The organism is Micromonospora sp. L32 (assembly GCF_052068055.1).
Classification (GTDB): Bacteria; Actinomycetota; Actinomycetes; order Mycobacteriales; family Micromonosporaceae; genus Micromonospora; species Micromonospora purpureochromogenes.
In genome coordinates, this window is sequence record NZ_JBQHDD010000001.1 from 235,598 (window position 1) to 257,593 (window position 21,996).

21 protein-coding genes, 2 pseudogenes and 1 riboswitch are annotated in these 21,996 nt (G+C 75.0%); of the genes and pseudogenes, 14 read left to right on the forward strand and 9 right to left on the reverse strand.

The features are described from left to right. Positions 1-2: 2 nt before the first annotated feature. From ACTMTB_RS01025 to ACTMTB_RS01065, 9 genes are read left to right on the forward strand one after another with little or no spacing between them, the layout of a single operon-like run. Positions 3-1,235 carry an SRPBCC family protein gene (locus tag ACTMTB_RS01025; RefSeq protein WP_441142600.1) on the forward strand — a complete coding sequence of 411 codons (1,233 nt, stop codon included), beginning with the start codon at positions 3-5 and terminating at the stop codon, positions 1,233-1,235. Then, positions 1,198-1,632, forward strand: coding sequence for a gas vesicle protein GvpJ (gvpJ, locus tag ACTMTB_RS01030; protein WP_441142067.1), 435 nt, complete (start codon positions 1,198-1,200; stop codon positions 1,630-1,632). The genes ACTMTB_RS01025 and gvpJ (ACTMTB_RS01030) overlap by 38 nt, the downstream gene beginning before the upstream one ends. Position 1,633: 1 nt before the next feature. Then, entirely contained in the window at positions 1,634-2,410 is a 777-nt protein-coding gene (locus ACTMTB_RS01035) for a GvpL/GvpF family gas vesicle protein (protein ID WP_441142068.1), read from the forward strand. A gap of 3 nt (positions 2,411-2,413) precedes the next feature. Continuing rightward, positions 2,414-2,770, forward strand: a complete 357-nt coding sequence (locus tag ACTMTB_RS01040; RefSeq protein WP_441142069.1) for a gas vesicle protein GvpG — start codon at positions 2,414-2,416, stop codon at positions 2,768-2,770. A gap of 5 nt (positions 2,771-2,775) precedes the next feature. Beyond that, positions 2,776-3,126, forward strand: coding sequence for a gas vesicle protein (locus ACTMTB_RS01045; RefSeq protein ID WP_441142070.1), 351 nt, complete (start codon positions 2,776-2,778; stop codon positions 3,124-3,126). Position 3,127: 1 nt separating this feature from the next. Continuing rightward, positions 3,128-3,496, forward strand: coding sequence for a gas vesicle protein GvpJ (gvpJ, locus tag ACTMTB_RS01050; RefSeq protein WP_154941509.1), 369 nt, complete (start codon positions 3,128-3,130; stop codon positions 3,494-3,496). Then, positions 3,480-4,304, forward strand: a complete 825-nt coding sequence (locus ACTMTB_RS01055) for a GvpL/GvpF family gas vesicle protein (protein ID WP_441142071.1) — start codon at positions 3,480-3,482, stop codon at positions 4,302-4,304. The genes gvpJ (ACTMTB_RS01050) and ACTMTB_RS01055 overlap by 17 nt, the downstream gene beginning before the upstream one ends. Beyond that, positions 4,298-4,582: a gas vesicle protein gene (locus ACTMTB_RS01060; protein ID WP_441142072.1), complete on the forward strand. Its 285-nt coding sequence runs from the start codon at positions 4,298-4,300 to the stop codon at positions 4,580-4,582. Before ACTMTB_RS01055 ends, ACTMTB_RS01060 begins: the two co-directional genes overlap by 7 nt. Beyond that, entirely contained in the window at positions 4,579-4,947 is a 369-nt protein-coding gene (locus ACTMTB_RS01065) for a gas vesicle protein K (protein ID WP_307848903.1), read from the forward strand. Before ACTMTB_RS01060 ends, ACTMTB_RS01065 begins: the two co-directional genes overlap by 4 nt. A gap of 29 nt (positions 4,948-4,976) precedes the next feature. On the opposite strand, the pseudogene ACTMTB_RS01070 reads toward ACTMTB_RS01065, so the two are convergent. From ACTMTB_RS01070 to ACTMTB_RS01105, 8 genes and pseudogenes are all read right to left on the reverse strand, one after another. Beyond that, positions 4,977-6,542 (reverse strand): annotated as a pseudogene (locus ACTMTB_RS01070) (AAA family ATPase); the annotation flags it as partial. Between the two features lie 143 nt (positions 6,543-6,685). Further along, positions 6,686-7,313 (reverse strand): annotated as a pseudogene (locus tag ACTMTB_RS01075) (AAA family ATPase); the annotation flags it as partial. A gap of 45 nt (positions 7,314-7,358) precedes the next feature. Next, a complete protein-coding gene (locus ACTMTB_RS01080) occupies positions 7,359-7,871 on the reverse strand; it encodes a hypothetical protein (protein ID WP_441142073.1) in 513 nt (170 codons plus the stop codon). Positions 7,872-7,916: 45 nt separating this feature from the next. Continuing rightward, complete coding sequence (locus tag ACTMTB_RS01085) at positions 7,917-8,669, reverse strand: GTP-binding protein (protein WP_441142074.1); 753 nt, start codon at positions 8,667-8,669, stop codon at positions 7,917-7,919. Further along, positions 8,647-9,135 (reverse strand): DUF742 domain-containing protein, encoded by a 489-nt coding sequence (locus ACTMTB_RS01090; protein WP_441142075.1) that lies wholly within the window; start codon positions 9,133-9,135, stop codon positions 8,647-8,649. Before ACTMTB_RS01090 ends, ACTMTB_RS01085 begins: the two co-directional genes overlap by 23 nt. After that, positions 9,132-9,602: a roadblock/LC7 domain-containing protein gene (locus tag ACTMTB_RS01095; protein ID WP_154941519.1), complete on the reverse strand. Its 471-nt coding sequence runs from the start codon at positions 9,600-9,602 to the stop codon at positions 9,132-9,134. The genes ACTMTB_RS01090 and ACTMTB_RS01095 overlap by 4 nt, the downstream gene beginning before the upstream one ends. Beyond that, positions 9,599-12,304, reverse strand: a complete 2,706-nt coding sequence (locus tag ACTMTB_RS01100) for a nitrate- and nitrite sensing domain-containing protein (RefSeq protein ID WP_441142076.1) — start codon at positions 12,302-12,304, stop codon at positions 9,599-9,601. Before ACTMTB_RS01100 ends, ACTMTB_RS01095 begins: the two co-directional genes overlap by 4 nt. Continuing rightward, a complete protein-coding gene (locus tag ACTMTB_RS01105) occupies positions 12,291-13,493 on the reverse strand; it encodes a hypothetical protein (RefSeq protein WP_441142077.1) in 1,203 nt (400 codons plus the stop codon). Before ACTMTB_RS01105 ends, ACTMTB_RS01100 begins: the two co-directional genes overlap by 14 nt. Positions 13,494-13,872: 379 nt before the next feature. On the opposite strand from ACTMTB_RS01105, the gene ACTMTB_RS01110 reads away from it, so the two are divergent. The 3 genes from ACTMTB_RS01110 to ACTMTB_RS01120 all read left to right on the forward strand — a co-directional run bounded on the left by ACTMTB_RS01110 (position 13,873) and on the right by ACTMTB_RS01120 (position 18,219). Further along, entirely contained in the window at positions 13,873-16,740 is a 2,868-nt protein-coding gene (locus ACTMTB_RS01110) for an alpha/beta fold hydrolase (protein WP_441142078.1), read from the forward strand. Next, on the forward strand, positions 16,740-17,648 hold the full coding sequence (locus ACTMTB_RS01115) for an ABC transporter permease (RefSeq protein WP_441142079.1): 909 nt from the start codon (positions 16,740-16,742) through the stop codon (positions 17,646-17,648). Before ACTMTB_RS01110 ends, ACTMTB_RS01115 begins: the two co-directional genes overlap by 1 nt. A gap of 121 nt (positions 17,649-17,769) precedes the next feature. Further along, positions 17,770-18,219 carry a DoxX family protein gene (locus ACTMTB_RS01120; RefSeq protein ID WP_441142080.1) on the forward strand — a complete coding sequence of 150 codons (450 nt, stop codon included), beginning with the start codon at positions 17,770-17,772 and terminating at the stop codon, positions 18,217-18,219. 54 nt (positions 18,220-18,273) lie between these two features. On the opposite strand, the gene ACTMTB_RS01125 is transcribed toward ACTMTB_RS01120, so the two are convergent. Then, complete coding sequence (locus tag ACTMTB_RS01125) at positions 18,274-18,975, reverse strand: hypothetical protein (RefSeq protein ID WP_441142081.1); 702 nt, start codon at positions 18,973-18,975, stop codon at positions 18,274-18,276. 135 nt (positions 18,976-19,110) lie between these two features. Further along, positions 19,111-19,243: riboswitch (SAM riboswitch) on the forward strand. Between the two features lie 10 nt (positions 19,244-19,253). Between ACTMTB_RS01125 and thrC the strand changes: the two genes are divergently transcribed. Both thrC and ACTMTB_RS01135 read left to right on the forward strand, forming a co-directional pair. Next, positions 19,254-20,543, forward strand: a complete 1,290-nt coding sequence (gene thrC / locus ACTMTB_RS01130; protein WP_210773699.1) for a threonine synthase — start codon at positions 19,254-19,256, stop codon at positions 20,541-20,543. Positions 20,544-20,971: 428 nt separating this feature from the next. Then, complete coding sequence (locus ACTMTB_RS01135) at positions 20,972-21,991, forward strand: GNAT family N-acetyltransferase (RefSeq protein WP_441142082.1); 1,020 nt, start codon at positions 20,972-20,974, stop codon at positions 21,989-21,991. Positions 21,992-21,996: the final 5 nt, after the last annotated feature.

Sequence of the window (21,996 nt, forward strand, 5' to 3'; positions counted from 1 at the left end):
CCATGGCGGCCAACGATCCCGGCGCCCTGGCCAACCGGGCGAAGGAGCAGCTCGGCGCCGACCTGCGGGACCTGGCGTCCGCGATCGGCGAGCGGGCCGTCTCGGTGGTCACCGAGCGGATCACCGGCGCCACCGGCCGGCTCAGCGAGTACGCGAAACAGGGCGGCGGCCCCGGCCTGATCGCCGCCGCCACCGGCGCGCAGCAGCTCGCCGAGGGCAAATCCCCCGTGCAGGCCATGTTCCGGGCCGGCCTGGCCGGCGGTAAGGAGAAGGTGATGTCGGTGTTCGGTCGTGGCGGCGGCAAGGGTGGCAAGGGCGGCGGCAAGAAGCTCAAGGTCACCAACATCGTCGAGACGATCGAGGTCGGCGTGCCGGTCCGGGTCGCGTACAACCAGTGGACCCAGTTCGGCGACTTCCCGAGCTTCATGAAGAAGGTCGAGCAGGCCGACTGCGAGTCGGACGAGAAGATGACCTGGAAGGCGCAGGTCTTCTGGTCGCACCGGAGCTGGGAGTCGACCATCGTCCGGCAGATCCCGGACCGGCTCATCCACTGGCGGTCCAAGGGTGAGAAGGGTTCGGTGGACGGCACCGTCAGTTTCCACGAGGTGACCCCCGACCTGACCCGCATCCTGGTGGTCCTGGAGTACCACCCGCAGGGGCTCTTCGAGCACACCGGCAATCTCTGGCGCGCCCAGGGCCGACGGGTCCGGCTGGAGCTGAAGCACTTCGTCCGGCACGTGATGACCAGCACCGTGCTCGACCCGGACTCCGTCGAGGGCTGGCGGGGCGAGATCGAGGACTCCCAGGTGGTCAAGGACCACGAGACCGCGCTGCGCGAGGAGCAGGAGGCCCGCGAGGAGCAGGAGCAGCGGGGCCGGGCCGAGGAGGCCGAGGAGCAGCCGGAGGAGCCCGAGGAGGAGCGCCGGCCCGCCGAGCGCGGCCGCCGTCGACCGCCGGAGCGCCGCCGGCCCCCGGCGGACGAGTACGACGCGTACGACGAGGGCGAGGACTACGACGAGGGGTACGACGAGGCGGAGCCCGAGGAGGAGCCGCCGCCCCCGCCACGCCGGCGACCCGAACGGGCCCGCCGACCCCAGCCTCCGCGGGAGGAGCGGAGCGCCCTCGCCCGGCGGCCCGACGTGCCCCGGAGCCCCCGCGTCGCCCGGTGGTCCGCCGCCGGCGTGAGGAGCGTGGCCAGTGACGATCGCGACGACGAGCGGCGCCCAGGGCGGTAGCGCCCTGGAACGCGCCGGAGGCGGTGCCGGCGGGAGCAACCTCGCCGACGTGGTGGAGACGGTGCTGGACAAGGGCGTGGTGATCGACGCCCAGGTCTCGGTCGCCGTGGTCGGCATCCAGTTGTTGGAGATCAACGCTCGGATCGTGATCGCCAGCGTGGAGACGTACCTGCGGTTCGCCGAGGCGGTCGACCGGCTGAGCATCACCCCGAAGAACCAGAAGGGCCTGCCTGACCTGGTGGGGGACGCGGCCGGTGCGGCGACCAAGGGCAAGGCGATCTCCGGCCTCGGCAAGGCGGCCCAGGAGATCAGCGGCGCGGTGGCGGACTCGCTGGGCGACCGCGGCCGGGACCGGCAGCGGGAACGGCCACGCCGGCGCCGGGACGAGGAGCGGTGAGATGACTGACGAGCAGGCTCAGCCGGGCGGCGAGCTCGGGCTGTTCATCTACGGCATCGTGCCGTCCGACGTGGAGCCGACCCCGGACGCGGAAGGGGTCGGCGACCCGCCGGGCGAGGTGGCCGCGATCCGGCACGGCGAGCTGGCGGCGCTGGTCAGCGAGGTCGGGTTGGTGGAGCCGTTGGGCCGCCCCGCCGACCTGACCGCGTACCAGACGCTGCTGGACGGGACGGCGGCCGTCGCGCCGGTGCTGCCGGTGCGGTTCGGCACGGTGGTGACCGGGCCGGACGCGGTCGAGGATCTGCTGGAGGCCCACCACGACCGGTTCGCCGCCGCCCTCGACGAGTTCGAGGACCGGGTGCAGTACACCGTGCACGGCCGCTTCGACGAGGAGGAGATGATCAGCGACTTCCTGGCCGAGAACCCCTCCGCCGCGGCGCTCGCCGACCAGGTGCGCGGCCGGCCGGAGGCGGAGAGCCGGGAGGAGCGGATCCGGCTGGGCGAGATGATCAGTCAAGGGGTGGAGCTGCGCCGGGAGGCGGAGAACCGGGCGCTGATCGACACGCTCACCCCGTACGCGGTGGCGCACGCGCCGCGCCTGCCGAGCAGCGAGCTGGACGCGATGAACGTCGCCTTCCTGATCGACGCCGACGACGAGGAGGAGTTCGTCCGGGTGCTGGAGGAGTTCGCCGAGCAGCGCCGGGACCTGATCCGGATGCGGCTGCTCGGGCCGCTCGCCCCGTACGACTTCGTCAGCGCGCACCAACTGGTGGAGTGACCGGTGGACATCCTCTGGACGCTGCTGACCCTGCCGTACGCCCCGGTGCGGGGGCTCACCTCGGTGGTCAAGGTGATCGCCCGGGAGGCGGAGTCGCGGCAGTACGACCCGGCCAACATCCGGCGCGAGCTGGAGGAGCTGGACCGGGCGGCGGACGCCGGCGACATCACCCCGGAAGAACGGGACCGGGGACAGCAGCGGGTCCTGGACCGGTTGACCGGTGCCGGCGGCGGCCGCGGGGCGGACACCGCCGCCGCGCCGGCCCGCCCGCCCCGGCGGCCGCCCGCCCGCCGCCGCGCGGCGGGTCAGGCACGGCCGGTGGACCGGCGGGACGACCCCGACCGACGGCGAGGGAGGTGAGCGGGATGGCCCCAGGACGTGCCCGGGGAGACGGCGACCGCGAGCGCCGGCAGGAGCCGGTGCGGCAGGACGAGCGGTACGACGACGAGGACTACGAGCCGGTCTCGGCCGCCGAGGCGGCCCGCGAGGGGTTGCGCCAGCTCGTCGGCCTGACCGGCAAGGACCCGCTCGGCGTCACCTCGATCCAGCCCACCGACGACGGCTGGCTGGTCGGGGTGGAGGTGGTGGAGGACCACCGCATCCCGGCCTCCACCGACCTGCTCGGCCTCTACGAGGTCGAACTCGACATGGCGGGTGGCCTGCTGGGCTACCGGCGGACGCGCCGCTACCAGCGGGGCAAGGGCGACGGGGGTTGAGATGACCAGTCCGCGGCCAGCGGTGGTGCAGAACACCGGCCAGGTGATGGGCGCCGGGCACGAGCCGGCCAACCTCGGCGACATCCTCGAACGGGTGCTCGACCGGGGCATCGTGATCGCCGGCGACATCCGGGTCAGCCTGCTCGACATCGAGCTGCTGACGTTGAAGCTGCGGCTGGTCATCGCCTCGGTGGACACCGCGCGGCAGATCGGCATCGACTGGTGGGAGCACGATCCGTGGCTCAGCTCGAAGGCCCGCCCGCCGGTCGAGCCGGGGCCGCGCGACCCGGAGCAGGTGGAGGCGGAACGCCGGCCCCGGGTGGCCCGGCGGGCGGCCGCACGGGAGGGGTGGAATGAGTACGGCACTTGATCCGGCGGTCACCGTCGGCGCCTGGCTGCACGGTGTGGTCCGCGACCCGGACCCGGCCGCTCTGGCCGCGGTCCCCGGCATGGACGGTGGGCCGGTGCGGGCCGTCCGGGCCGCCGGCCTGGCGGCGGTGGTCAGCGCCGCGCCGCTGACCGAGTACGGCGAGGAGGCGCTGCGCCGCAACCTGGAGGACCTGGCCTGGCTGGAGCGCGCGGCGCGGGCGCACCACGCGGTGGTGGACGCGCTCAGCCGGGCCGGCGCGGTGGTGCCGGCCCGGCTGGCCACCGTGCACCACGACGACACCCGGGTCGCCGCCATGCTCGCCGAGCGGCAGGCCGAGCTGGCCGCGACGCTGGACCGGCTGACCGGCCGCGGCGAGTGGGGGGTGAAGGGGTACGTGGTGCCGGGTGCCCTGCCCCGCACCGAGGCGAACGACGGCGGGGGCGGGGCGGGCGCGGCGTACCTGCGGCGGCGCCGGGCCGAGCTGACCGCCCGCGACGAGGGGCAGCGGATCGCCGGGGAGGCCGCCGCGGCGGTGCACGCCGCCCTCGCCGGGTACGCCGCCGCCGCGCGCCGGCACGCTCCCCAGGACCGGCGGCTCTCCGGCGCCCCGACCGCCATGGTGCTCAACGGCGCGTACCTGGTGGAGACCGCCGGGGTGGCGGGCTTCGCCGCGCTGGTCCGGGAACTCGCCGACCGGCATCCGGAGATCCGGCTGGAGCTGACCGGCCCGTGGCCGCCGTACTCCTTCGTGGCGGCGGACGGTCCGGAGGAGCCCGCGCACCTGGTGCGGCGGGAGCCGGCGTGGTGACCACCTCGCTCGCCCCGAGCAGTGCCGACGACCCGTTGGCCTACCGCCCGGTGGCGCTGGTCGACCTGCTCGACCGGGTGCTCGCCACCGGTGTGGTGATCTCCGGCGACATCACCCTGGCCATCGCCGACATCGACCTGGTCCGCATCTCGCTGCGCGCGCTGGTCGCGTCGGTCGGCGCGCTCACCCCGCCCGAGCTGCCCGATCCGCTCGGGGAGGCGCCGCCCGGTGCGGTCGGGTCGCCCGGTGTCGTGGTGCTGCCCGAGGAGGTCGGGTGACCGGGCCGGGGCCGCGCCGGGACGAGGCAGCCGACCTGGCCGCGGCCCTCGGCGAGACGGCCGCCTGGCAGGCCCCCCGGGTGACGCCGCTGGACCGGCGGCTCGCCGTCGACCGGGACTCCGTCGAGCGGGGGCTGGCCAGCCTCGTGCTAACCGTGATCGAGCTGCTGCGCCAGCTGATGGAACGGCAGGCGCTGCGCCGGGTCGACCTCGGCGACCTCACCGAGGAGCAGATCGAACGGGTGGGCGCCACGCTGATGGCGCTGGAGGAGCAGATGACCGAGCTGCGCCAGTACTTCGGCCTCGCCCCCGAGGACCTCAACCTCGACCTCGGCCCGCTGGGCCCGCTGCTGCCCACCGACTGAGCGCCCCGGACGCCCTCGACGGGTGCCCGTCAGCGTGCCGCCTGCTTCTCCGCGTACGCGGCCAGCCAGGCCACCTGCGCCGGGTCGAGTGAGGGGCGCACCCGCCGCCGCGCGGTGGCCACGTGCGCGGCGGTGACCGTGGACGCGGCCAGCGACTCGCGCATCGCGGCCAGCGCGGCCTCCCGGACCAGCGCGGCGCAGTCCGCCGCCGAGAAGCCGTCCAGCTTCCCGCCGAGCGCGGCGAGGTCCACGTCCGGCGCGAGCGGCACGGTCCGGGACGCGGCGCGCAGGATCTCCGCCCGGGCGGGACCGTCCGGCGGCGGCACGTAGACCAGCCGTTCCAGCCGCCCGGGGCGCAGCAGTGCGGGGTCGACCAGGTCCGGCCGGTTGGTCGCGGCGACCACCACCACGTTGCGCAGCGCCTCCACCCCGTCCAGCTCGGTGAGGAGCGCGGCGACCACCCGGTCGGTCGTACCCCCGTCGCTGGCCTGGCCGCGCACCGGGGCCAGCGCGTCCACCTCGTCGAGGAAGACCAGCGTGGGCGCGGCCTCGCGGGCCCGGCGGAACAGCTCCCGGACGGCGCGTTCGCTCTCGCCGACCCACTTGGAGAGCAGTTCCGCGCCCTTCACCGACAGCACGTTCGCCCGGCCGGACCCGGCCAGCGCCGTCACCAGGTAGGTCTTGCCGCATCCGGGCGGCCCGTAGAGCAGCACGCCCCGGGGCGGCTGCACGCCCAGCCGGGCGAAGGTGTCCGGATAGGTCAACGGCCACAGCACCGACTCGGTGAGGGTCTGCTTCACCTCGACCAGGTCGCCGACGTCGTCCAGGGTGACCGAGGCCAGCTCCAGGGTGGACGCGGCCATCGTGGTCGGCCGGACCACCTCCAGCGCCGCCGTGAAATCGGCCATCGCCACCGTCGGCCGCTCGACGGCCTTCTGCCGCAGGGCCGCGCGCACTCCGGCCTCGCGCACCAGCGCGGCCAGGTCGGCGGCGACGAAACCGGGGGTACGGCCGGCGACCTCGTCCAGCCGCACGTCCTCGGCCAGTGGCACCTGCCGGGTCAGCACGGTGAGCTGCTCGCGACGCAGCGCCGGATCGGGCAGCGGGACGGTGATCCGCAGGGAGAGCAGGTCCGGGGCGCGCAGCGCCGGGTCGACCGCCTCGGGACGGGAGGTGGTGCAGACCACTGCGGCCCCGGCGCGGACGGTCTCGACGATCGCCTGGCGGAACACGGTGGCCAGTGGACCGGGCTCCTCGGCCGGGGCCAGCGCCTCCACGTCGGTGACCAGGAGCACGGCTGGCCCGCCGGCGCGTACCTCGGTGGCGGCCTCGCGGAGCCGGCGGGCCGCCGCGTCGTTGCTCAGCGCGGCCAGCTCGGGCGCCCAGAGCGGGCGCACCCGTGCGCCGACGGCGGCGGCGACCGCCCGGACCAGCGCCGACTTGCCCGAGCCGGCCGGCCCGCTGAGCAGCACGCCGAGTGAGACGGTGGTGCCGAGCCGGCCCAGCACCTCGCGGTGGTGGAAGCCGAGGTCGAGCAGCTCGGTCAACTCCTCGGCCTGGGTACGCAGCCCGGGCAGCTCGTCCACGTGCGGCGCCTCGTCCGCCGCGGCCGTCCCGCTGCCGTCCAGCCCGGTGCCGTCCAGGCTGGGGCCGTTCCGGTACCGGAGCGTCCCGGTCGGGTCCTGGGTCGTGCCGTTCCGGCCGGTCCCGGTCGTGGGGTGGGCGCCCGGCGCCGAGCCGGGTGCGAGGCGGGCGGTGGTGGGGCGGGCCGGTCCCGGCGAGCCGTGGGTGGCCGGCCCGTGCTCCCAGCCGACCACGGTGTCCATGGTGACCAGCGCGCCCGCGTCCGGCTCGGCGTCCACGACGGTGAGCAGGGTGCTGGTCCAGGCGTACCCGACGGTGTTGGCGAGGCTGCGCCGCGCGGCCTCGACCAGGCTGCGCACCGAGGCGTCCGGCAGCACGTCCTGCGGCAGCAGGGAGACGTCGTCGCCGGGGGTGACCATCTTGCCCAGCAGGGCGAGCCGCAGCATCTCCGGCGACACCGCGGCCACCACCGCCACCGGGCCGCTCAGCGTCACCCGGCGGGCGGGGACCACCGGCACCGGCCCGATCGTCACCCGGCCACCGTCGCGCAGCCCGAGGTTGCCCAGTACCAGATCGTCGGCGTAGAGCAGGGCGGCGCTCGCGGTCGGCTCGGCGGGCGCCACGATGCCGGCGGTCACCCGCCGGCCGACCAGCCGCACCGGGTCGCCGGGGCGCAACGCCAGCGCGGTCAGCACCTCCGGGTGCAGCCGCACGATGCCCCGTCGGGCGTCCAGCGCGGCAGGCCGCAGGCTCGCGGTGAGGGTCAGGTCCGGTTCGGCCACCGCCCGACAGTAGCGGCCCCCGACACGGCCCGCCCGGCCGTCACGTCACTGGTCGTCGGCGAGCAGCGACGGGTCCCGGCGGACCATCTCGGCCAGCCGGGCCGCCTGGTCGGCGCTCGTCCCGTCCCGGCCCGCCGACCACACCGGCCCGGTGTTGACCGGCCTCGGCCAGGGCGGCGGGGGCGTGGCCGTGTTCTCCGCGGCGACCGTCACCGCCGTGTCCGCCCAGTCGACCCGCAGCGGGTACGTCCGGCCCTCGTGCTCCACCCGCACGACGACCGACAACCCGGGGTGCTCGGCCACCACCCGGCGGACCGCCTCGGCGACCTCCTCCACCGGGTCGCGCCCGTCGACGGCGGACCGTCCCACGCCGGTCTGCGCCACCTCCGGCCGGCCGGCCCCGTCCCACCCCGGGCCGTCCGACCCCCCGGGGTGGCCGGTCGCCTCGAAGGCGACGGTCGACGCCCCGGCCTCCTCGCCCGGCTCGCCCGCCCGGCGCCGCAGCGCCTCCTCCCGGCGGGCCAGCCGGGCCAGCGTCTCGTCCAGACCACCTCTCATCACGTCCCCCTTCTCCTGATGAACGGGTCGTACCAGCGAGGAGGTTCACGTCCCCCTCTCCCGGGTGGCCCGGTCCAGCGCGCGGTCCAGGACGACCAGCAGCGCGTCCCGCACCGAGATCCGGTCCCGGGCGTCGAACCGCACCAGCGGTACGTGGTCGCCGATCGCCAGCGCCCACCGGATCGCCCCCAGGTCGTGCGCCAGCCGTCCGTCGAAGGCGTTCACCCCGACGACGAACGGCAGCCCGGCCCGCTCGAAGAAGTCGATGGCCGGGTAGCAGTCGTCCAGCCGCGCGCTGTCCACCACCACCAGCGCGCCGAGCGCGCCCCGGGCCAGGTCCTCCCACATGAACCCGAACCGGGCCTGGCCGGGCGTGCCGAACAGGTAGAGCTTGAGGCTGCGGTCGATGGTGACGCAGCCGAAGTCCATCGCCACCGTGGTGGTGGTCTTCGCGCTCCGTACGCCCGGATCGTCCACGCCGATGCCCGCGCTGGTCATCGACGCCTCGGTGGTCAGCGGGGCGATCTCGGAGATCGCGCCGACCGTGGTGGTCTTGCCGACGCCGAAGCCCCCGGCGATCAGGATCTTCACCGGGATCGGCGGCCGGCCACCCGGCGCGGTCCGGGCCGCCCTGCCCGCGGCGGCCGGCGGCCGGTACGGCGGCGGCGGGGCCGCGGGCGGCGCGGGCGGTACGTCCTGCCCACCGCCCACCGGGCTGCCGTAGCGGGTGGCGGCGCTGTTCGAAGAGATCCCGCCCGGCGGGGCGACCGGCCATTCAGGAGATCGCACGGAGTCCATCAATCACTCGCAGGATGATGTCGGGGTCGAGGGCGTCGTCGACGTCCCCGACGTGCACGTCGAGGTGGCCGGCGGCCCGCAGGTCGCCGACCAGGACGCAGGCCACGCCGAAGTGCATCCGCATCCGGGCGGAGATCTCGGCGACCGAGATCGGTTCACCGCAGAGCGCGATGATCGCCTGCAACTCCGGGGCGAGCCGGGCCGCCGGGGTGGCCGTCCACGGGTTGCCGCCTGGTCGGGCCGTCACCTGGGTCTCCAGACCGATCGCCGGGTCGGTGCCGGTGACCCGCCCGGCGGTGAGCACGAACGGGCGCGGGCCGGCCGGCCGCTCGGCCCGCGGGTCGGGCCCGGGCGCCGGCCTCGTCGCCGGTACGCCCCCGCCGGTCGGTGCCGGCGTCCGCAGGTAGGGACGGATCCGGACCATCGGGTCCGGTTCCGGTTCCTCGCCGGCGGCCTGCGGGGTCATTGCTGAACGGCGTTCTTCAGCTCGGCGATGAGGGTCGGGCTGAGGGCGCCGCCGGCCCGCCCGGCGAAGAGGGTCATCTCGTACGCCACGGTGCCCAGGTTGGCCGACCGGTCGGCGACGACACCGAGCACCGAGCCGCTGCTGATCGCGCTGATCAGCAGGTAGCCGTCGGCCATGTCCACGATCACCCGGTTCAGGCCGCCGAGGGCGTACCAGCTCGCCGCGCCGCCGGCCAGGCTCGTCATGCCGGAGACGACGGCGGCGAGCCGCTCGGCGTTGGACCGGTCCTTGATGGCCGACATGGCCATCAGCAGCCCGTCCGAGGACACGGCGATCGCCTCCAGGACGCCGGCGGTGCTCGACGTGAACGAGTCCAGCAGCCAGTTGAAGGTGCGCGCCTCCGGGCTGAGGTCGGGCCCGGCGTGGGTCGGGTGGTCGACGTTGTCGTGCAGGAAGGGGCTGGTCACCGTGATGATTCCTCTTCGTCGTGGCGGTGGTCGGTGTGGACTTCACGCAGAGCCCGGGCGACGCCCGCCTCGAACTGGCTGATCAGCTCCCGGACCTCGGTCGGGTCCTGCGGCGGCTGGCTCACCGGGGCCTGCTGCGGCGGGGTGACCGCCAGGTTGGCCCCGGGCACCCGTCGGTTCAGCCGTGGCCGGCCCGGGGTGGCGCCGAGGTCGGCCCAGCCGGGCTGCTCGGCCCGGCGTACCCCGGACTGGAACTGCTCGACCAGCGTCCGGGCGGCGTCCGGGTCCGCGCCGGTGGCGTCCACCGGGCCGACCGCCGGCTCGGCCGGTGGCAGGGTCGCCCCCGGCACCCGCTGCCGGACCGTCGGCGCCCCGGCCCCGCCGGGCGGTGGCCAGGACGGCGGGGCCGGCGCGAACAGCGACGGCGCGGGCGCCGCCGGGACGGGCGGCGCCTCCGCCCACGGTGGGTCGGCCGCCGGCGCGAAGAGCGACGGCGCGAGCGACAGCTCCACCGACTGCGGCGCGGAGGCCGGCGGCCGGCCGGCGACCGGCACGTCCGCACCGGTCGGCGCGGGCCGGCCGGCGACCTCGTCGGGCTGCCGGATCTCCAGGAACGCGGTGCCCCCGGTCGGTGCCGCCCCGGCACCGAACGCGTCCCAGGATCCGCCGGCCGCCATCGTGCGGGTGGCCCGGCTCAGCAGCGCGGGATCGAAGGTGGCGGCCGGGCTGTCGGCCGGCGCCGCGGTGAGTGCGCGGCCGGGCCGGGCCGGGTCGATCGCGGCGGCCGGCGACCACCGGTCCCGAGCCGGTACGGCGGCCCGCGCCGCGGTCGCGCCGGCCGGGTCGGCCGGCCGTACCACCAGCAGCGGGTGCGGCACGTCCAGCCGGGCAGTGACCCCGCCGCCGGCGGTCGGGGCGAGGCGCACCGTCCAGCCGTGCCGGCGGGCCAGCCGGCCCACCACGAAGAGGCCGAGCACCTCGGTGGGGGCCAGGTCCAGCCGCTCCCGGCGGGTCAGCCGGGCGTTCTCCTCGGCCAGCCGGTCCTCGGTCATGCCGATGCCCCGGTCCACCACGCAGAGCCGGGCGCCGATCTCGGTCAGCTCGCCGGAGACCACCACCCGGGTGTGCGGCGGGGAGAAGACGGTGGCGTTCTCCATCAGCTCGGCCAACGCCAGCACCAGGTCGCCGGCGATGGCGGGCGCGGCGGAGACCTCGGCCGGCACCCGCACGTCGACCCGGGTGTAGTCCTCGATCTCGCCCAGCGCCAGCCGTACCACGTCGGCCAGCGGCACCGGGGCGACGTGCCCGTCGCTGCCGGTCGCACCGGAGAGCACCACCAGGCTGCCCGCGTTGCGGCGCAGCCGGCTGGAGATGTGGTCCAGCCGGTACAGGTGCGCCAGCCGGCCCGGGTCGGTCTCCTGCCGCTCCAGCCGGTCGATCAGCGCGATCTGCCGGCCGACCAGGTTCTGGGTACGCCGTCCGACGTGGCCGAACATCTGCGCCACGTTGCGCCGGCCGGCCACCTGCCGCTCGACCAGCCGGGCGGCGGTGCTCTGCACCCGCTCGAAGGCGCGGGCCAGGTCGCCGATCTCGTCCCGGGCCCGGACGTCGACCGGGTCGAGGCGTACCGGAGGGCCGGTGTCGGACTCGTCGTCGGCGACCCGCACCAGCTCGGCCTCGGCGACCCGGGCCACCCGGTCGGCGGAGCGGGTGAGTCGGGTCAGCGGCTGGGCGACCGTACGGGCCACCGCGACGCTGAGCAGCACCACGGTCAGCAGGACCAGTCCGGCCGCCCCGGCCACCAGCCAGGCCGTGGTGAGCGCCCAGCGCTTGTCGGCGGTGGTCTGGGCGATGACGTCGGCGACGACCTTCTTCTCCACGAACTGGCCGAGGGTGATCATCGAGCGGACCGACGGGAAGAGCGCGTCCAGCGGGACGTCCCGGATCGCCGCGATCGGGTCCTGGACGCTGTCGACGAGGAAGGTCGGGCTGGTCCGGGCGGCCACCGCCGCGTCGTCCAGCAGGGCGAGCTGGTACTGCTCCGGGGTGATCAGGCTGCGGAACCGCAGGTTGTCCACCTGGAGCGCGGCCATGCAGGCGATGTAGGAGGCGGACACCCGCGGGTTGCTGGTCGCCTTGACCAGCACGATCAGGGTGGCGCAGGCGCCCAGCCCCTCGTCGGCCCGCAGCAGCGCGTCCAGCGCCAGCACCTGCCGCCCGGCGGGGACGGTGGTGTCCACCTTCGACGGCAGCTCCAACGAGTCGATCAGGGCCATGTCGATCGGCCCGTACGCCTCCATGACCTGGGTCGGGGTGGCGGCGCGGGTGAGCACCAGGGTGCGCAGCTCGGCCAGTTTGTGCACCCCGTCCAGGGCGGCCGTGGTCTCGGCGGAGAGCCGGCCGGCGTAGTCGGCGCGCAGGTCGGCGACCCGGTCGTCCACCGTGGCCGCCTTCTGGATCAGCTCGCTGCGCTGCACCCGGCCGAGCAGCAGCCCTACCGACATGACGCGTTCCTGCTGGAGGTCCTGGACCAGGCTGCCGATCCGGCTGGCGAGCCGTACGGTGTCGGCGGTCTCGCCGGCCCGCTGGGCGGCGGCGACCCGGTCGAGCACCACCGGTACGGCCAGCCCGACCGTGCTGAGCAGCGGGATGAAGACCAGCAGGGCGAGCTTTCCCCGGATCCGGAGCCTACCGAGCAGCATCGAAGGTCCCCCAGCGTTCGGATCCGCCGTCGCGGCCCGAGCCGGCCGGCTGGAGCAGCCGGTGGTCCTCCGGGCGGATGCTCCGCTCCGCCGCCGGCGGCGCCCAGCGCTGCGGCTCGGGAACCGTGCCGGTGTCGCTGTCGCCCGCGCGCCGGGCCTCGGCGGCGTGCCGCCGCGCCCGCCGGTACGCGGCGATCAGCACGCCGGCGAGGACCAGCACGAGCAGCACCGCCGTGGCGGCGGCCCCGGCGGCCAGCCGGCGGTCCCGGTCGTACGACTCGATCCGCTCCTTCAGCAGCGCGTCGAGCTGGTCGAGGATGACCGGCTGGAGCTGCCGGGCGGCGGACTGCGCGTTGAGCCGGGCGGCGGCGACCTGGCCGGGGTCGGCGAGCCCGGTCTTCGACCCGGCGCTCGGCCCGGAGAAGGCGGCGAGCGCCTCGACGGCACGCTGGTAGGTGTCCAGCGGGGTGAGCACGTTGGGACCGAGGTCGGTGCTCTCCGAGCTGTCCACCGCCTCGCGCAGGTCGGCGACCAGGTCGGTGGCGGAGGCGAGCGCGCCGACCCGCAGCTCGGCCAGTTCACCCTGGGTGCGGGCGCGTTCGGCGGCCGGCCGGGTGGCCCCGAGCGCGCTCAGGTCGGCGAGCCGGCCGGCGGCGACCATCGCGGTCGGCAGGTCCAGGCCGATGCTGTCCTGGAGGAAGAAGGAGTCCTGCCGGGGGTCGCGGACCAGACCGGAGCTCTCCCGCACCTTGCGATGCAGGGCCAGCAGCAGGTCGGTGACCTCCCCGTACGCGACGAAGGCGGCCTCCGGGTCGGTGAGCGGCCGCTCCGGCAGCGCCTCCAGCTTGGCGCGCAGGCCGGCCCACCGCTCGTGGGTGCGCAGCTCGTCGCCGATGCGCACGTCGACCCGGGCGGCGTCCCGGACGGCCCGGTCCAGCGCGTCGCGGCCGGCGGGGCGGCCGGCCACCGCGGCGGACTGGGCGTCCACCAGCGCCTCGGTCACCGGGCCGAGCGCGCGCAGGTACTCGACGCCGAGTCGTTCCCGGACCGCCAGGTCCCGGTCGTCGCCGGTGAGCCGGTGGTGCTGCGCGAAGAGGAAGGCCACCGGCGCCAGCATCGCCACGACGAGCAGCAGCGGCAGCACGCGGCTGGAGGGCCGTCGACGGACCCGCTGCGCGGGGACGGTCATGGGTCTGTCTCCTCCGGCGACGGCGGGGGATCTCCTCCGGGTGTCGGGGGTCGCCAATGGAGTCCCGTACACCGGACCGGAAAACTAACCGACCCGGCCCTGGCTCATGCCGTGGTTGTTCAGTCATTTTCGCGTCACTACGAGCGATGTCACATGCCGTTCACCGATCGCCACGGAAAGTGCCGTCGGGGTAGCCGTCATGGTCTGATCCGAGTCGATTTCGGAGCGAAGATCGGAATTCACGTGATCCGAAGTCGGCCCGCCGGTAATGGTCTGGACGGCGCGCCGTCGATCGACCCCGCTCGTCGATCGGACGAACCGGACGGACGTACGGAGGATCCCAGCCAACGCTCAGGAACCGGGCCGTACCGTGAGCCACATGAGATCACCGCTGTCGGCCGCGTGGCTGCGGCGCGTCCTGGCCAGCCGTCGCCGGGTCGCGGTCGCGTCGGTGGTCGTCGTGCTGCTGGCCGCCGCCGCCGTCTGGGCGGCCCGGCCGGACCGGCCCGGCTTCCGCACCGAGTCCGCCCTGGTCACCGTCCGATCCGGACCTGCCGGCGACCAGCCGGTCGAACTGGACACCACGCTCTGGCTGCCCGACGACGCCTCGGCCGACCGTAGGGTGCCGGCGGTGCTGCTGGCGCACGGTTTCGGCGGTACGAAGGACTCGGTCCGGTCCGACGCGGAGGACCTGGTCACCCGCGGCTACGCCGTGCTGACCTGGACCGCGCGTGGCTTCGGCCGCAGCGGCGGCCAGATCCACCTGGACCACCCCGACTACGAGATCCGGGACGCCCAGCGGCTGCTGGACCGGCTCGCGGAGCGACCGGAGATCCGCACCGACGCCGCCGGCGACCCCCGGGTGGGCGTGGTCGGCGGCTCGTACGGCGGTGGCCTGGCCCTGCTGCTGGCCGCCCAGGACCAGCGGGTCGACGCGATCGTCCCGATGATCACCTGGAACGACCTCTCCCGGGCCTTCCTCCCGGAGAGCACCGGCCGACCGGCGACCGACGGGGTGTTCAAGAAGGGCTGGGCCGGGATCTTCTTCGGCGGCGGCGGCAACGCGGGCTCCGGGCCGGCCGGGCTCTCCGGCACCTCGGCCGCCCAGCCGGAGGGCGCTCCCGCTTCCGCCGGACCGCCCAGCCCGGCGCCGGGCGCGGGACCGGGCACCGGTCCCGCGCCCGGCCCTGCACCGGCCGCCGACCCGTCCTGCGGCCGGTTCGCCGCCGACATCTGCGCCGCGTACCTGCGGATCGCCACCACCGGGCGGGCCGACCAGGCGGCGGTGGACCTGCTGCGCCGCTCCTCCCCGGCCGGCGTCGTCGACCGGATCAAGGCACCGACCCTGCTGGTGCAGGGCGAGGCGGACAGCCTCTTCCCGCTGACCGAGGCGGACGCCAACGCGCGCGGCATCGCCGCCGCCGGCACCCCGGTGCGGGTCGCCTGGTACACCGGCGGCCACGACGGCGGCACCGGGCCGACCAGCGACTCCGACCGGGTGAAGTTCCTGACCGCGCAGTGGCTCGACCACTACGTCAAGGGCGAGGGGGCGGCTCCCGGCGACGGCTTCACCTTCTCCCGGATCGCCGGCTTCGACGCCCTCGACCGGGGCCTGGTGGCCACCGGCTACCGCACCGCCGACTACCCGGGCGTCGCCGGGGACGCCCGGCGCGAGATCGCCGTCACCGGCCCGGCCCAGCCGATCGCCAACCCGCCGAACGGCAACCCGGCGGCGATCTCCTCGGTGCCCTTCGCCGGCGCGCTCGGCTCGCTGCTCGGCGGGGTGGCCGGCGACGTCCCCGGCCAGCACGCCCGGTTCGAGTCGGCCCCGCTGGCCGACGCCGTGGACGTCGCCGGGTCACCCACCTTCGCGCTCCGGGCGGCCTCGCCGACCGGTGAGGCGGTGCTCTTCGTCAAGCTCTACGACGTCGACCCGAACGGCGCCGCGACGCTCCCCGACGGACTGGTCGCCCCGGTGCGGCTGACCGGCCTGCCGAAGAGCCTCGACGGCGCGCGGCCGGTCACCGTCACGCTGCCGGCGATCGTCCGCCGGATCGAGGCCGGGCACCGGCTGCGGGTCGTGGTCGCCACTTCCGACCAGGCGTACACCACACCCGCCGAGCCGGCTGTCTACACGGTCGCGGCGGGCGACGCCCCGGTCAGCCTGCCGACGGTCGACGCCGAGCCGATCCCCACCACCGCCACCGTCTGGCGCTGGGTGCTGGTCGGGCTGCTCGCCGCCATCGCGGTCGGGCTCGCCGTGGTCGTCGCCGTCGCCCGCCGCCGGCACCGCCGCCAGGACAGCTCGGTCCACCCGGAGTACGCCGGCGTCCCGCTCGCCGTCCGCCAGCTCCGCAAGGAGTACGCCGACGGCTTCGTCGCCGTCTCCAACGTGGACTTCGAGGTGCACCCGGGGCAGGTGGTCGGCCTGCTCGGGCCGAACGGCGCGGGCAAGACCACCACCCTGCGGGTGCTGATGGGGCTGACCCAACCCACCGCCGGCGAGATCTACGTCTTCGGGCACCGGCTGGTGCCGGGCTCGCCGGTGCTGTCCCGGATCGGCGCGCTGGTCGAGGGGCCCGGCTTCCTGCCGCACCTGTCCGGGCTGGAGAATCTGAGGGCGTACTGGCGGGCCACCGGGCGGCCGGCTGCCGACGCGCACTTCGACGAGGCGCTGGAGATCGCCGGACTGGGCGACTCGGTGCACCGGCGGATCAAGAACTACAGCCACGGCATGAAGCAGCGGCTGGCCATCGCGCAGGCCATGCTCGGCCTGCCGGAGCTGCTGGTGCTGGACGAGCCGACCGACGGGCTCGACCCGCCGCAGATCGCCGAGATGCGCCGGGTGCTCCAGCGGTACGCCACCGACGGCCGGGCGGTGCTGGTCTCCAGCCACCTGCTCGCCGAGGTGGAGCAGACCTGCACCCACGCGGTGGTGGTCAACAAGGGCCGGATCGTCGCCTCCGGGCCGGTCGAGGAGATCGTCGGCGATTCGCCGAGCGTGCTCTTCGACGTGACCGACCCGGCCGCCGCGCGGGTCGTGCTGGACCGCCTGAAGGGGGTCCGGGTGCTGCCCGACGGTGACGGCGGCCTGGTGGTGGACACCAACGGCACCGCGCGCAGCGAGGTGGTGGCGGAGCTGGTCCGGGCCGGGATCGGGGTGGACCGGGTGGTGCCGCGACGCCGCCTGGAGGACGCGTTCCTCGCCCTGGTGGGCGAGAACTCTCGGGGAAGCGGGGACCGGTGATGGCGGGCTCATCCATCGACACGGCGGGTGCGGCCGACGCCGGCCGGGTCGGCCCGGGCGGGGCGGCGGCCGGCTACCGGCCGTCGGCGACCCTGCCGTTCGCGGCCGAGTTCCGCCGGCAGGCGTCGCGGCGGCGTACCCAGCTCGCGCTGGGGTTCATGGTGCTGCTGCCGCTGATCATCCTGATCGCCTTCCAGTTCGACTCCGGCGACGACGACGACAACGGGCGCAACGAGTTCGGCAGCCTGGTCGAGCTGGCCACCTCGGGCGGGCTCAACTTCACCCTCTTCTCGATCTTCGTCTCGGCGTCGTTCCTGCTGGTCGTGGTGGTGGCGCTGTTCTGCGGGGACACCGTGGCCAGCGAGGCGAGCTGGGGCAGCCTGCGCTACCTGCTGGCGGTGCCGGTGCCCCGGGCCCGGTTGCTCGCGGTGAAGCTGCTGGTCGCGCTGGCGTACTCGGCGTTGGCCCTGCTGCTGCTCGCCGGCACCGCCCTGCTCGCCGGCACCCTGCGGTACGGCTGGGAGCCGCTGCGCAGCCAGGTCGCGGCGGAACTGGCACCGGCCGACGGGCTGCTGCGGCTGCTGGCGGTGCTCGGCTACCTGGCGGTCGTCCTGCTGGTGGTGGCCGGGTTGGCGTTCCTGCTGTCGGTGACCACGGACGCCGCGCTCGGCGCGGTCGGCGGCGCCGTGCTGCTCTGGATCCTCTCCAGCATCCTGGACCAGATCACCGCCCTCGGCGGGCTGCGCAACTTCCTGCCGACGCACTACAGCACCGCCTGGCTCGGCCTGCTCTCCACTCCGGTGCAGACCGACGACGTGGTGCGGGGCGCGATCTCGGCGGTGAGCTACGCGACGCTCTTCTGGGGGCTGGCCTTCTGGCGGTTCACCCGAAAGGATGTCACGAGCTGACGGCGGGGTGGCCTGAGCGTTAAATCGCCCAGTCGACGCGTTCGTTAACAAAAAGTTCATTAGGTCGGATATTTCCTGGCTGATCCTGGGTGCACCGTTCCACTCACCCGGAGGTAGCGAGATGAATCTCGACCGGTTCAACGGACCCGCCCTGTCCCTCTTCCGTATGGTCATCGGCCTGCTCTTCCTCTGCCACGGCCTGTCGTCGCTCTTCGGCGTGCTCGGTGGCGCCCGCGGCACAGGCGAGTCGCTGCCCGTGGGGCAGTGGCCGGGTTGGTGGGCGGCGCTGATCCAGGCGGTGTGCGGCACGCTGGTGCTGGTCGGGCTCCTCACCCGGCCCGCCGCGCTGCTCGCCTCCGGCTCGATGGCGTACGCCTACTTCGTCGTGCATCAGCCGGACGGGCTGTTGCCTATACACAACAACGGCGAGCTCGCCGCCCTGTTCTGCTGGGCGTTCGCCCTGGTGGTCGTGCTCGGGCCGGGCAGTTGGGCGCTCGACCGCCTGATCGGTCGACGCCGCGCCAGCGTGGCCACCCCCGCGCCGGCGGGCCGGAACTCCGTACCCGCCTGACCCGTCGGCCACCCGCCGCCGGAGCCGTTCCGCACGGCTCCGGCGGCGATGCGGTCAGGGCGTGTACGGCGCGTCGGTGTGGCCCACCTCGACCAGCGTCGGGCCCGAGAGCCGGTACGTCGACGTGCGCCTGATGTCCAGCTCGGCCATGCTCCTGCCGTCGCTGCGGGTCAGCCAGACGACGGTGGCCTGCTGCCCGGCCACCTTGACCGACAGGACCGGGGTGCGGTCGCCGAGGTCGGCCAGCGCCCGGAAGGCCGGCTTGCCGCCGCTGTTGCGCCAGACGAGCACGGTGAAGAAGGTGCCGCTGCCCCCGCCGTTCAACGCGACCACGCCGACCGCGTCGGCCGCCCCGTCCCCGTCGAGGTCGCCGATCCCGCACGGCTTCTGCAACAGCACGGTCGCGCCGTCCTCGCCGGACCACCGGCCCTCGGTCAGCGGCAGGTGGTCCGGGTAGCCGTTGTAGGGCACCTTGGCGCTGCCGACGTGCGCACCGGCGAGCTGCTTGCAGGTCAGCGCCGGGGCGGCGGGCGGCTTCGGCTTCGCCGTCAGGGTCTCCGCCGGAGCGGGCGCGGCCGGCGCCGCCGTGGTCGGCGTGGCGCTGGGGGCGATGGCGGCCGGAGCCGCGGCGGTGGGCGCGTCCGCCGACGGGGTGACGGTGGTGGACGCGGTGTCGGTCGTCCCGGTGTCACCTCCGCACGCGGTGAGCAGGCAGACCAGCGTGACGGCCGCGAAGCTCGGCAGGGTCCGGCGCATGGGCGGAGGCTTCCTCTCTCGACGTGATCGCCCGCACCGTACTGACCCCCCGCCACCCACGGCCTCAGCTCACAGCGTGGGAACCGGGGTCGGATTCGGGTCGCGGAACTTCTAGACTCGGTGGCACAACTGCATACCTCATCCAGAGGGGCTGAGGGATACGGCCCGACGACGCCCCGGCAACCACCCGCACGCTCGATGACGAGCCGGCGCGGGCAGGTGCCAATTCCGTCCCCGCCGCAGGGTGCGATGCGGGGAAAGATGAGAGGACTCTCGACATGACGTCGACGCTTCCCGCCGCCCCCGGCATCGACACCACCGCCAGCCCGGCCCGCGCCCTGGTCTGCCGCGCCTGTTCCGCGCGGTACCCGCTCGCCGCCCAGCACGCCTGCTACGAGTGTTTCGGGCCGCTGGAGGTCGACTACGACACCGCCGCCCTGGCCGCCGTCACCCGGGAGCGGATCGAGGCCGGCCCGCAGAACATCTGGCGGTACGCCGCCCTGCTCCCCGCCGGCCAGGACCCGGCCACCCGGGTGACGCTCGACCCGGGGCTGACCCCCCTGGTCGCCGCCCCGCACCTGGCCGCCGAGCTGGGCATCACCGCGCCGCTCTGGGTCAAGGACGACAGCGCCAACCCGACCCACTCGTTCAAGGACCGGGTGGTCTCGGTGGCGCTGACCGCCGCCCGGGCGCTCGGCTTCACCCGGTTCGCCTGCGCCTCCACCGGCAACCTGGCCAACTCGGTGGCCGCCCACGCGGCCCGGGCCGGCGTGCCCTCGGTGGTCTTCATCCCCGGTGACCTGGAGCAGGGCAAGGTGGTCACCACCGCCGTCTACGGCGGCGAGCTGGTCGCCATCGACGGGTCGTACGACGACGTGAACCGGCTCTGTGGCGAGCTGGTGGAGACCGACGAGTTCGAGGACACCGCGTTCGTCAACGTCAACGTCCGGCCGTACTACGCGGAGGGTTCCAAGACCCTCGGCTACGAGGTGGCCGAGCAGCTCGGCTGGCGGATCCCGGCCCAGGTGGTCATCCCGATGGCCAGCGGTGAGCTGCTCACGAAGATCGACAAGGCGTTCTCCGAGCTGGTCGAGATCGGCCTGGTCGAGGCGCCGGCCGGCGGCTGGAAGGTCTTCGGCGCCCAGTCCGCCGGCTGCAATCCGATCGCGGTCGCGCTGCACGGCGACAGCGACACCATCGTCCCGGTCAAGCCGACCGGCATCGCCAAGTCGCTCAACATCGGCGACCCGGCCGCCGGCCTCTACGCCTTGGAGGCCGTGCGCCGCACCGGCGGCTGGATGGAGTACGTGGACGACGAGGAGATCCGGGCCGGCATCCGGCTGCTCGCCCGGACCACCGGGGTGTTCGCCGAGACGGCCGGCGGGGTGACCGTGGCGGTGCTGCGCAAGCTGGTCGAGTCCGGCCGGCTCGACCCGACCGCGGAGACCGTCGTGTTCAACACCGGCGAGGGCCTGAAGACCATCGACGCGGTCGCCGGCCAGGTCGGCCCGACCCACCGGATCAAGCCCTCGCTGCGCGCCGCCCGCGACGCCGGCCTCCTCGCCTGACCGCTCCGCCCTCGGCGCCCGTCGGTCGGCCCCGCTTGCTCGACCCCGTTTGCGGCGTGTCGCGGCCTCCCGCCGCCGGGACACCGCGACACGCCGCAAACGGGGGCGGCGGGCGGCGCCAGCGCGGCCGGAGCGGGGCGGGGGTCGGCCGGGCGGGGGATGGGCGGCTCGCCCGGACGGGGGATCGGGTCGATCCGCCGGGTAACTGGCTTTTCGCTGTGAGTGTGGAAAACCCGCCGACAAGGACTTGACGACAGGAACCGGACGGCGCAAGATGCTCCGTGCGGGAGGGCGATCCGCCGGAGACTTTGAGTTCTTACGACCCAACGCCGGAGGCGTTGTGTGGACGTCCCTCCCGACCAACGTCCGAACGGGCCAGCGAGAAAATCGCTGGCCCGTTCGCTTTCCGGTGCCGCAGGCTCACCGGCATGGGCATCTCCATCACCCCACTGGAGCCGACCGACCAGACCGCCGTCGACGCGGCGTACCGGATCGGGGCGGCGGCCACCGACGCGGACGCGCCGGACCTCCCGCCGTACTGCCGGCGGCGCTTCGAGGCGCTGGTCCGGCACCCGATGCCGGGCCTCGTCGTGCACTGGGCGCTGGCCCGGCTCGACGGGGTGCCGGCCGGCTGGCTCCGCCTCGAGCTGCCGCAACTGGACAACACCGACAACGCCGTCGCCGAGCTGGTGGTGCATCCGGCGTACCGGCGGCGGGGCGTCGGCCGGGCACTGCACGAGCACGGGGTGCGGCTGCTCCGCGACGCGGGGCGCAAGCGGGTGGTGGGGGAGGCCGTCTCGGCCCTGCCCGGCGGCCCGGCGCGCGACCCCGCCGGAGCGGCCTTCGCCGCGGCGGTCGGCGCCCGCCCCGCGCTGGCGGCCGTACGCCGCCGGCTGGACACCACCACGCTCGACCGGGCCGCGTTGGACACCCTGCTGGCCGGCGCCCGGAGCGCGGCCGCCGGCTACCGCACCGTCCGCTGGCAGGAGGCCACCCCCGAGGAGTACGTCGACGACGTCGCCTACCTGGAGGGCCGGCTGACGACCGACGCGCCCCTGGGCGACCTGGAGTGGGAGCAGGAGCGGGTCGACGCGGACCGGATCCGGGGCATCGAGCGGGCGCTCGACCTCCGGGGCAGCCGCCGCTACCACGTAGCGGCGGTCGACGAGGGCTCCGGCCGGCTGGTCGCCTGGAGCATGCTCAGCCTCGGCGCCAGCGCGGACTGGCACGCCTGGCAGCAGATCACCATCGTCGACCCGGCCCACCGCGGCCGCCGGCTCGGTCTGCTCACCAAGATCGAGAACCTGGGGCACGCCCTGGCGTACGAGCCGGCGCTGCGCGCGATCGACACCTTCAACGCGGCGGAGAACGAGCACATGATCCGGATCAACGTGCAGCTCGGCTTCCGGCCGGTCGACGCCTCGACGGAGTGGCAACTGGCGCTCTGACCGCC

What these genes read in the sequence shown, in the direction of transcription:
- ACTMTB_RS01100 (WP_441142076.1), bottom strand. Translation starts at nt 12,304, where the DNA reads ATGCTGCTCGGTAGGCTCCGGATCCGGGGAAAGCTCGCCCTGCTGGTC.
- ACTMTB_RS01085 (WP_441142074.1), bottom strand. Translation starts at nt 8,669, where the DNA reads ATGGACTCCGTGCGATCTCCTGAATGGCCGGTCGCCCCGCCGGGCGGG.
- ACTMTB_RS01080 (WP_441142073.1), bottom strand. Translation starts at nt 7,871, where the DNA reads ATGAGAGGTGGTCTGGACGAGACGCTGGCCCGGCTGGCCCGCCGGGAG.
- ACTMTB_RS01125 (WP_441142081.1), bottom strand. Translation starts at nt 18,975, where the DNA reads ATGCGCCGGACCCTGCCGAGCTTCGCGGCCGTCACGCTGGTCTGCCTG.
- ACTMTB_RS01025 (WP_441142600.1), top strand. Translation starts at nt 3, where the DNA reads ATGGCGGCCAACGATCCCGGCGCCCTGGCCAACCGGGCGAAGGAGCAG.
- ACTMTB_RS01120 (WP_441142080.1), top strand. Translation starts at nt 17,770, where the DNA reads ATGAATCTCGACCGGTTCAACGGACCCGCCCTGTCCCTCTTCCGTATG.
- ACTMTB_RS01035 (WP_441142068.1), top strand. Translation starts at nt 1,634, where the DNA reads ATGACTGACGAGCAGGCTCAGCCGGGCGGCGAGCTCGGGCTGTTCATC.
- ACTMTB_RS01115 (WP_441142079.1), top strand. Translation starts at nt 16,740, where the DNA reads ATGGCGGGCTCATCCATCGACACGGCGGGTGCGGCCGACGCCGGCCGG.
- ACTMTB_RS01135 (WP_441142082.1), top strand. Translation starts at nt 20,972, where the DNA reads ATGGGCATCTCCATCACCCCACTGGAGCCGACCGACCAGACCGCCGTC.
- thrC (WP_210773699.1), top strand. Translation starts at nt 19,254, where the DNA reads ATGACGTCGACGCTTCCCGCCGCCCCCGGCATCGACACCACCGCCAGC.
- ACTMTB_RS01110 (WP_441142078.1), top strand. Translation starts at nt 13,873, where the DNA reads ATGAGATCACCGCTGTCGGCCGCGTGGCTGCGGCGCGTCCTGGCCAGC.
- ACTMTB_RS01105 (WP_441142077.1), bottom strand. Translation starts at nt 13,493, where the DNA reads ATGACCGTCCCCGCGCAGCGGGTCCGTCGACGGCCCTCCAGCCGCGTG.
- ACTMTB_RS01090 (WP_441142075.1), bottom strand. Translation starts at nt 9,135, where the DNA reads ATGACCCCGCAGGCCGCCGGCGAGGAACCGGAACCGGACCCGATGGTC.
- ACTMTB_RS01045 (WP_441142070.1), top strand. Translation starts at nt 2,776, where the DNA reads ATGGCCCCAGGACGTGCCCGGGGAGACGGCGACCGCGAGCGCCGGCAG.
- ACTMTB_RS01055 (WP_441142071.1), top strand. Translation starts at nt 3,480, where the DNA reads ATGAGTACGGCACTTGATCCGGCGGTCACCGTCGGCGCCTGGCTGCAC.
- gvpJ (WP_154941509.1), top strand. Translation starts at nt 3,128, where the DNA reads ATGACCAGTCCGCGGCCAGCGGTGGTGCAGAACACCGGCCAGGTGATG.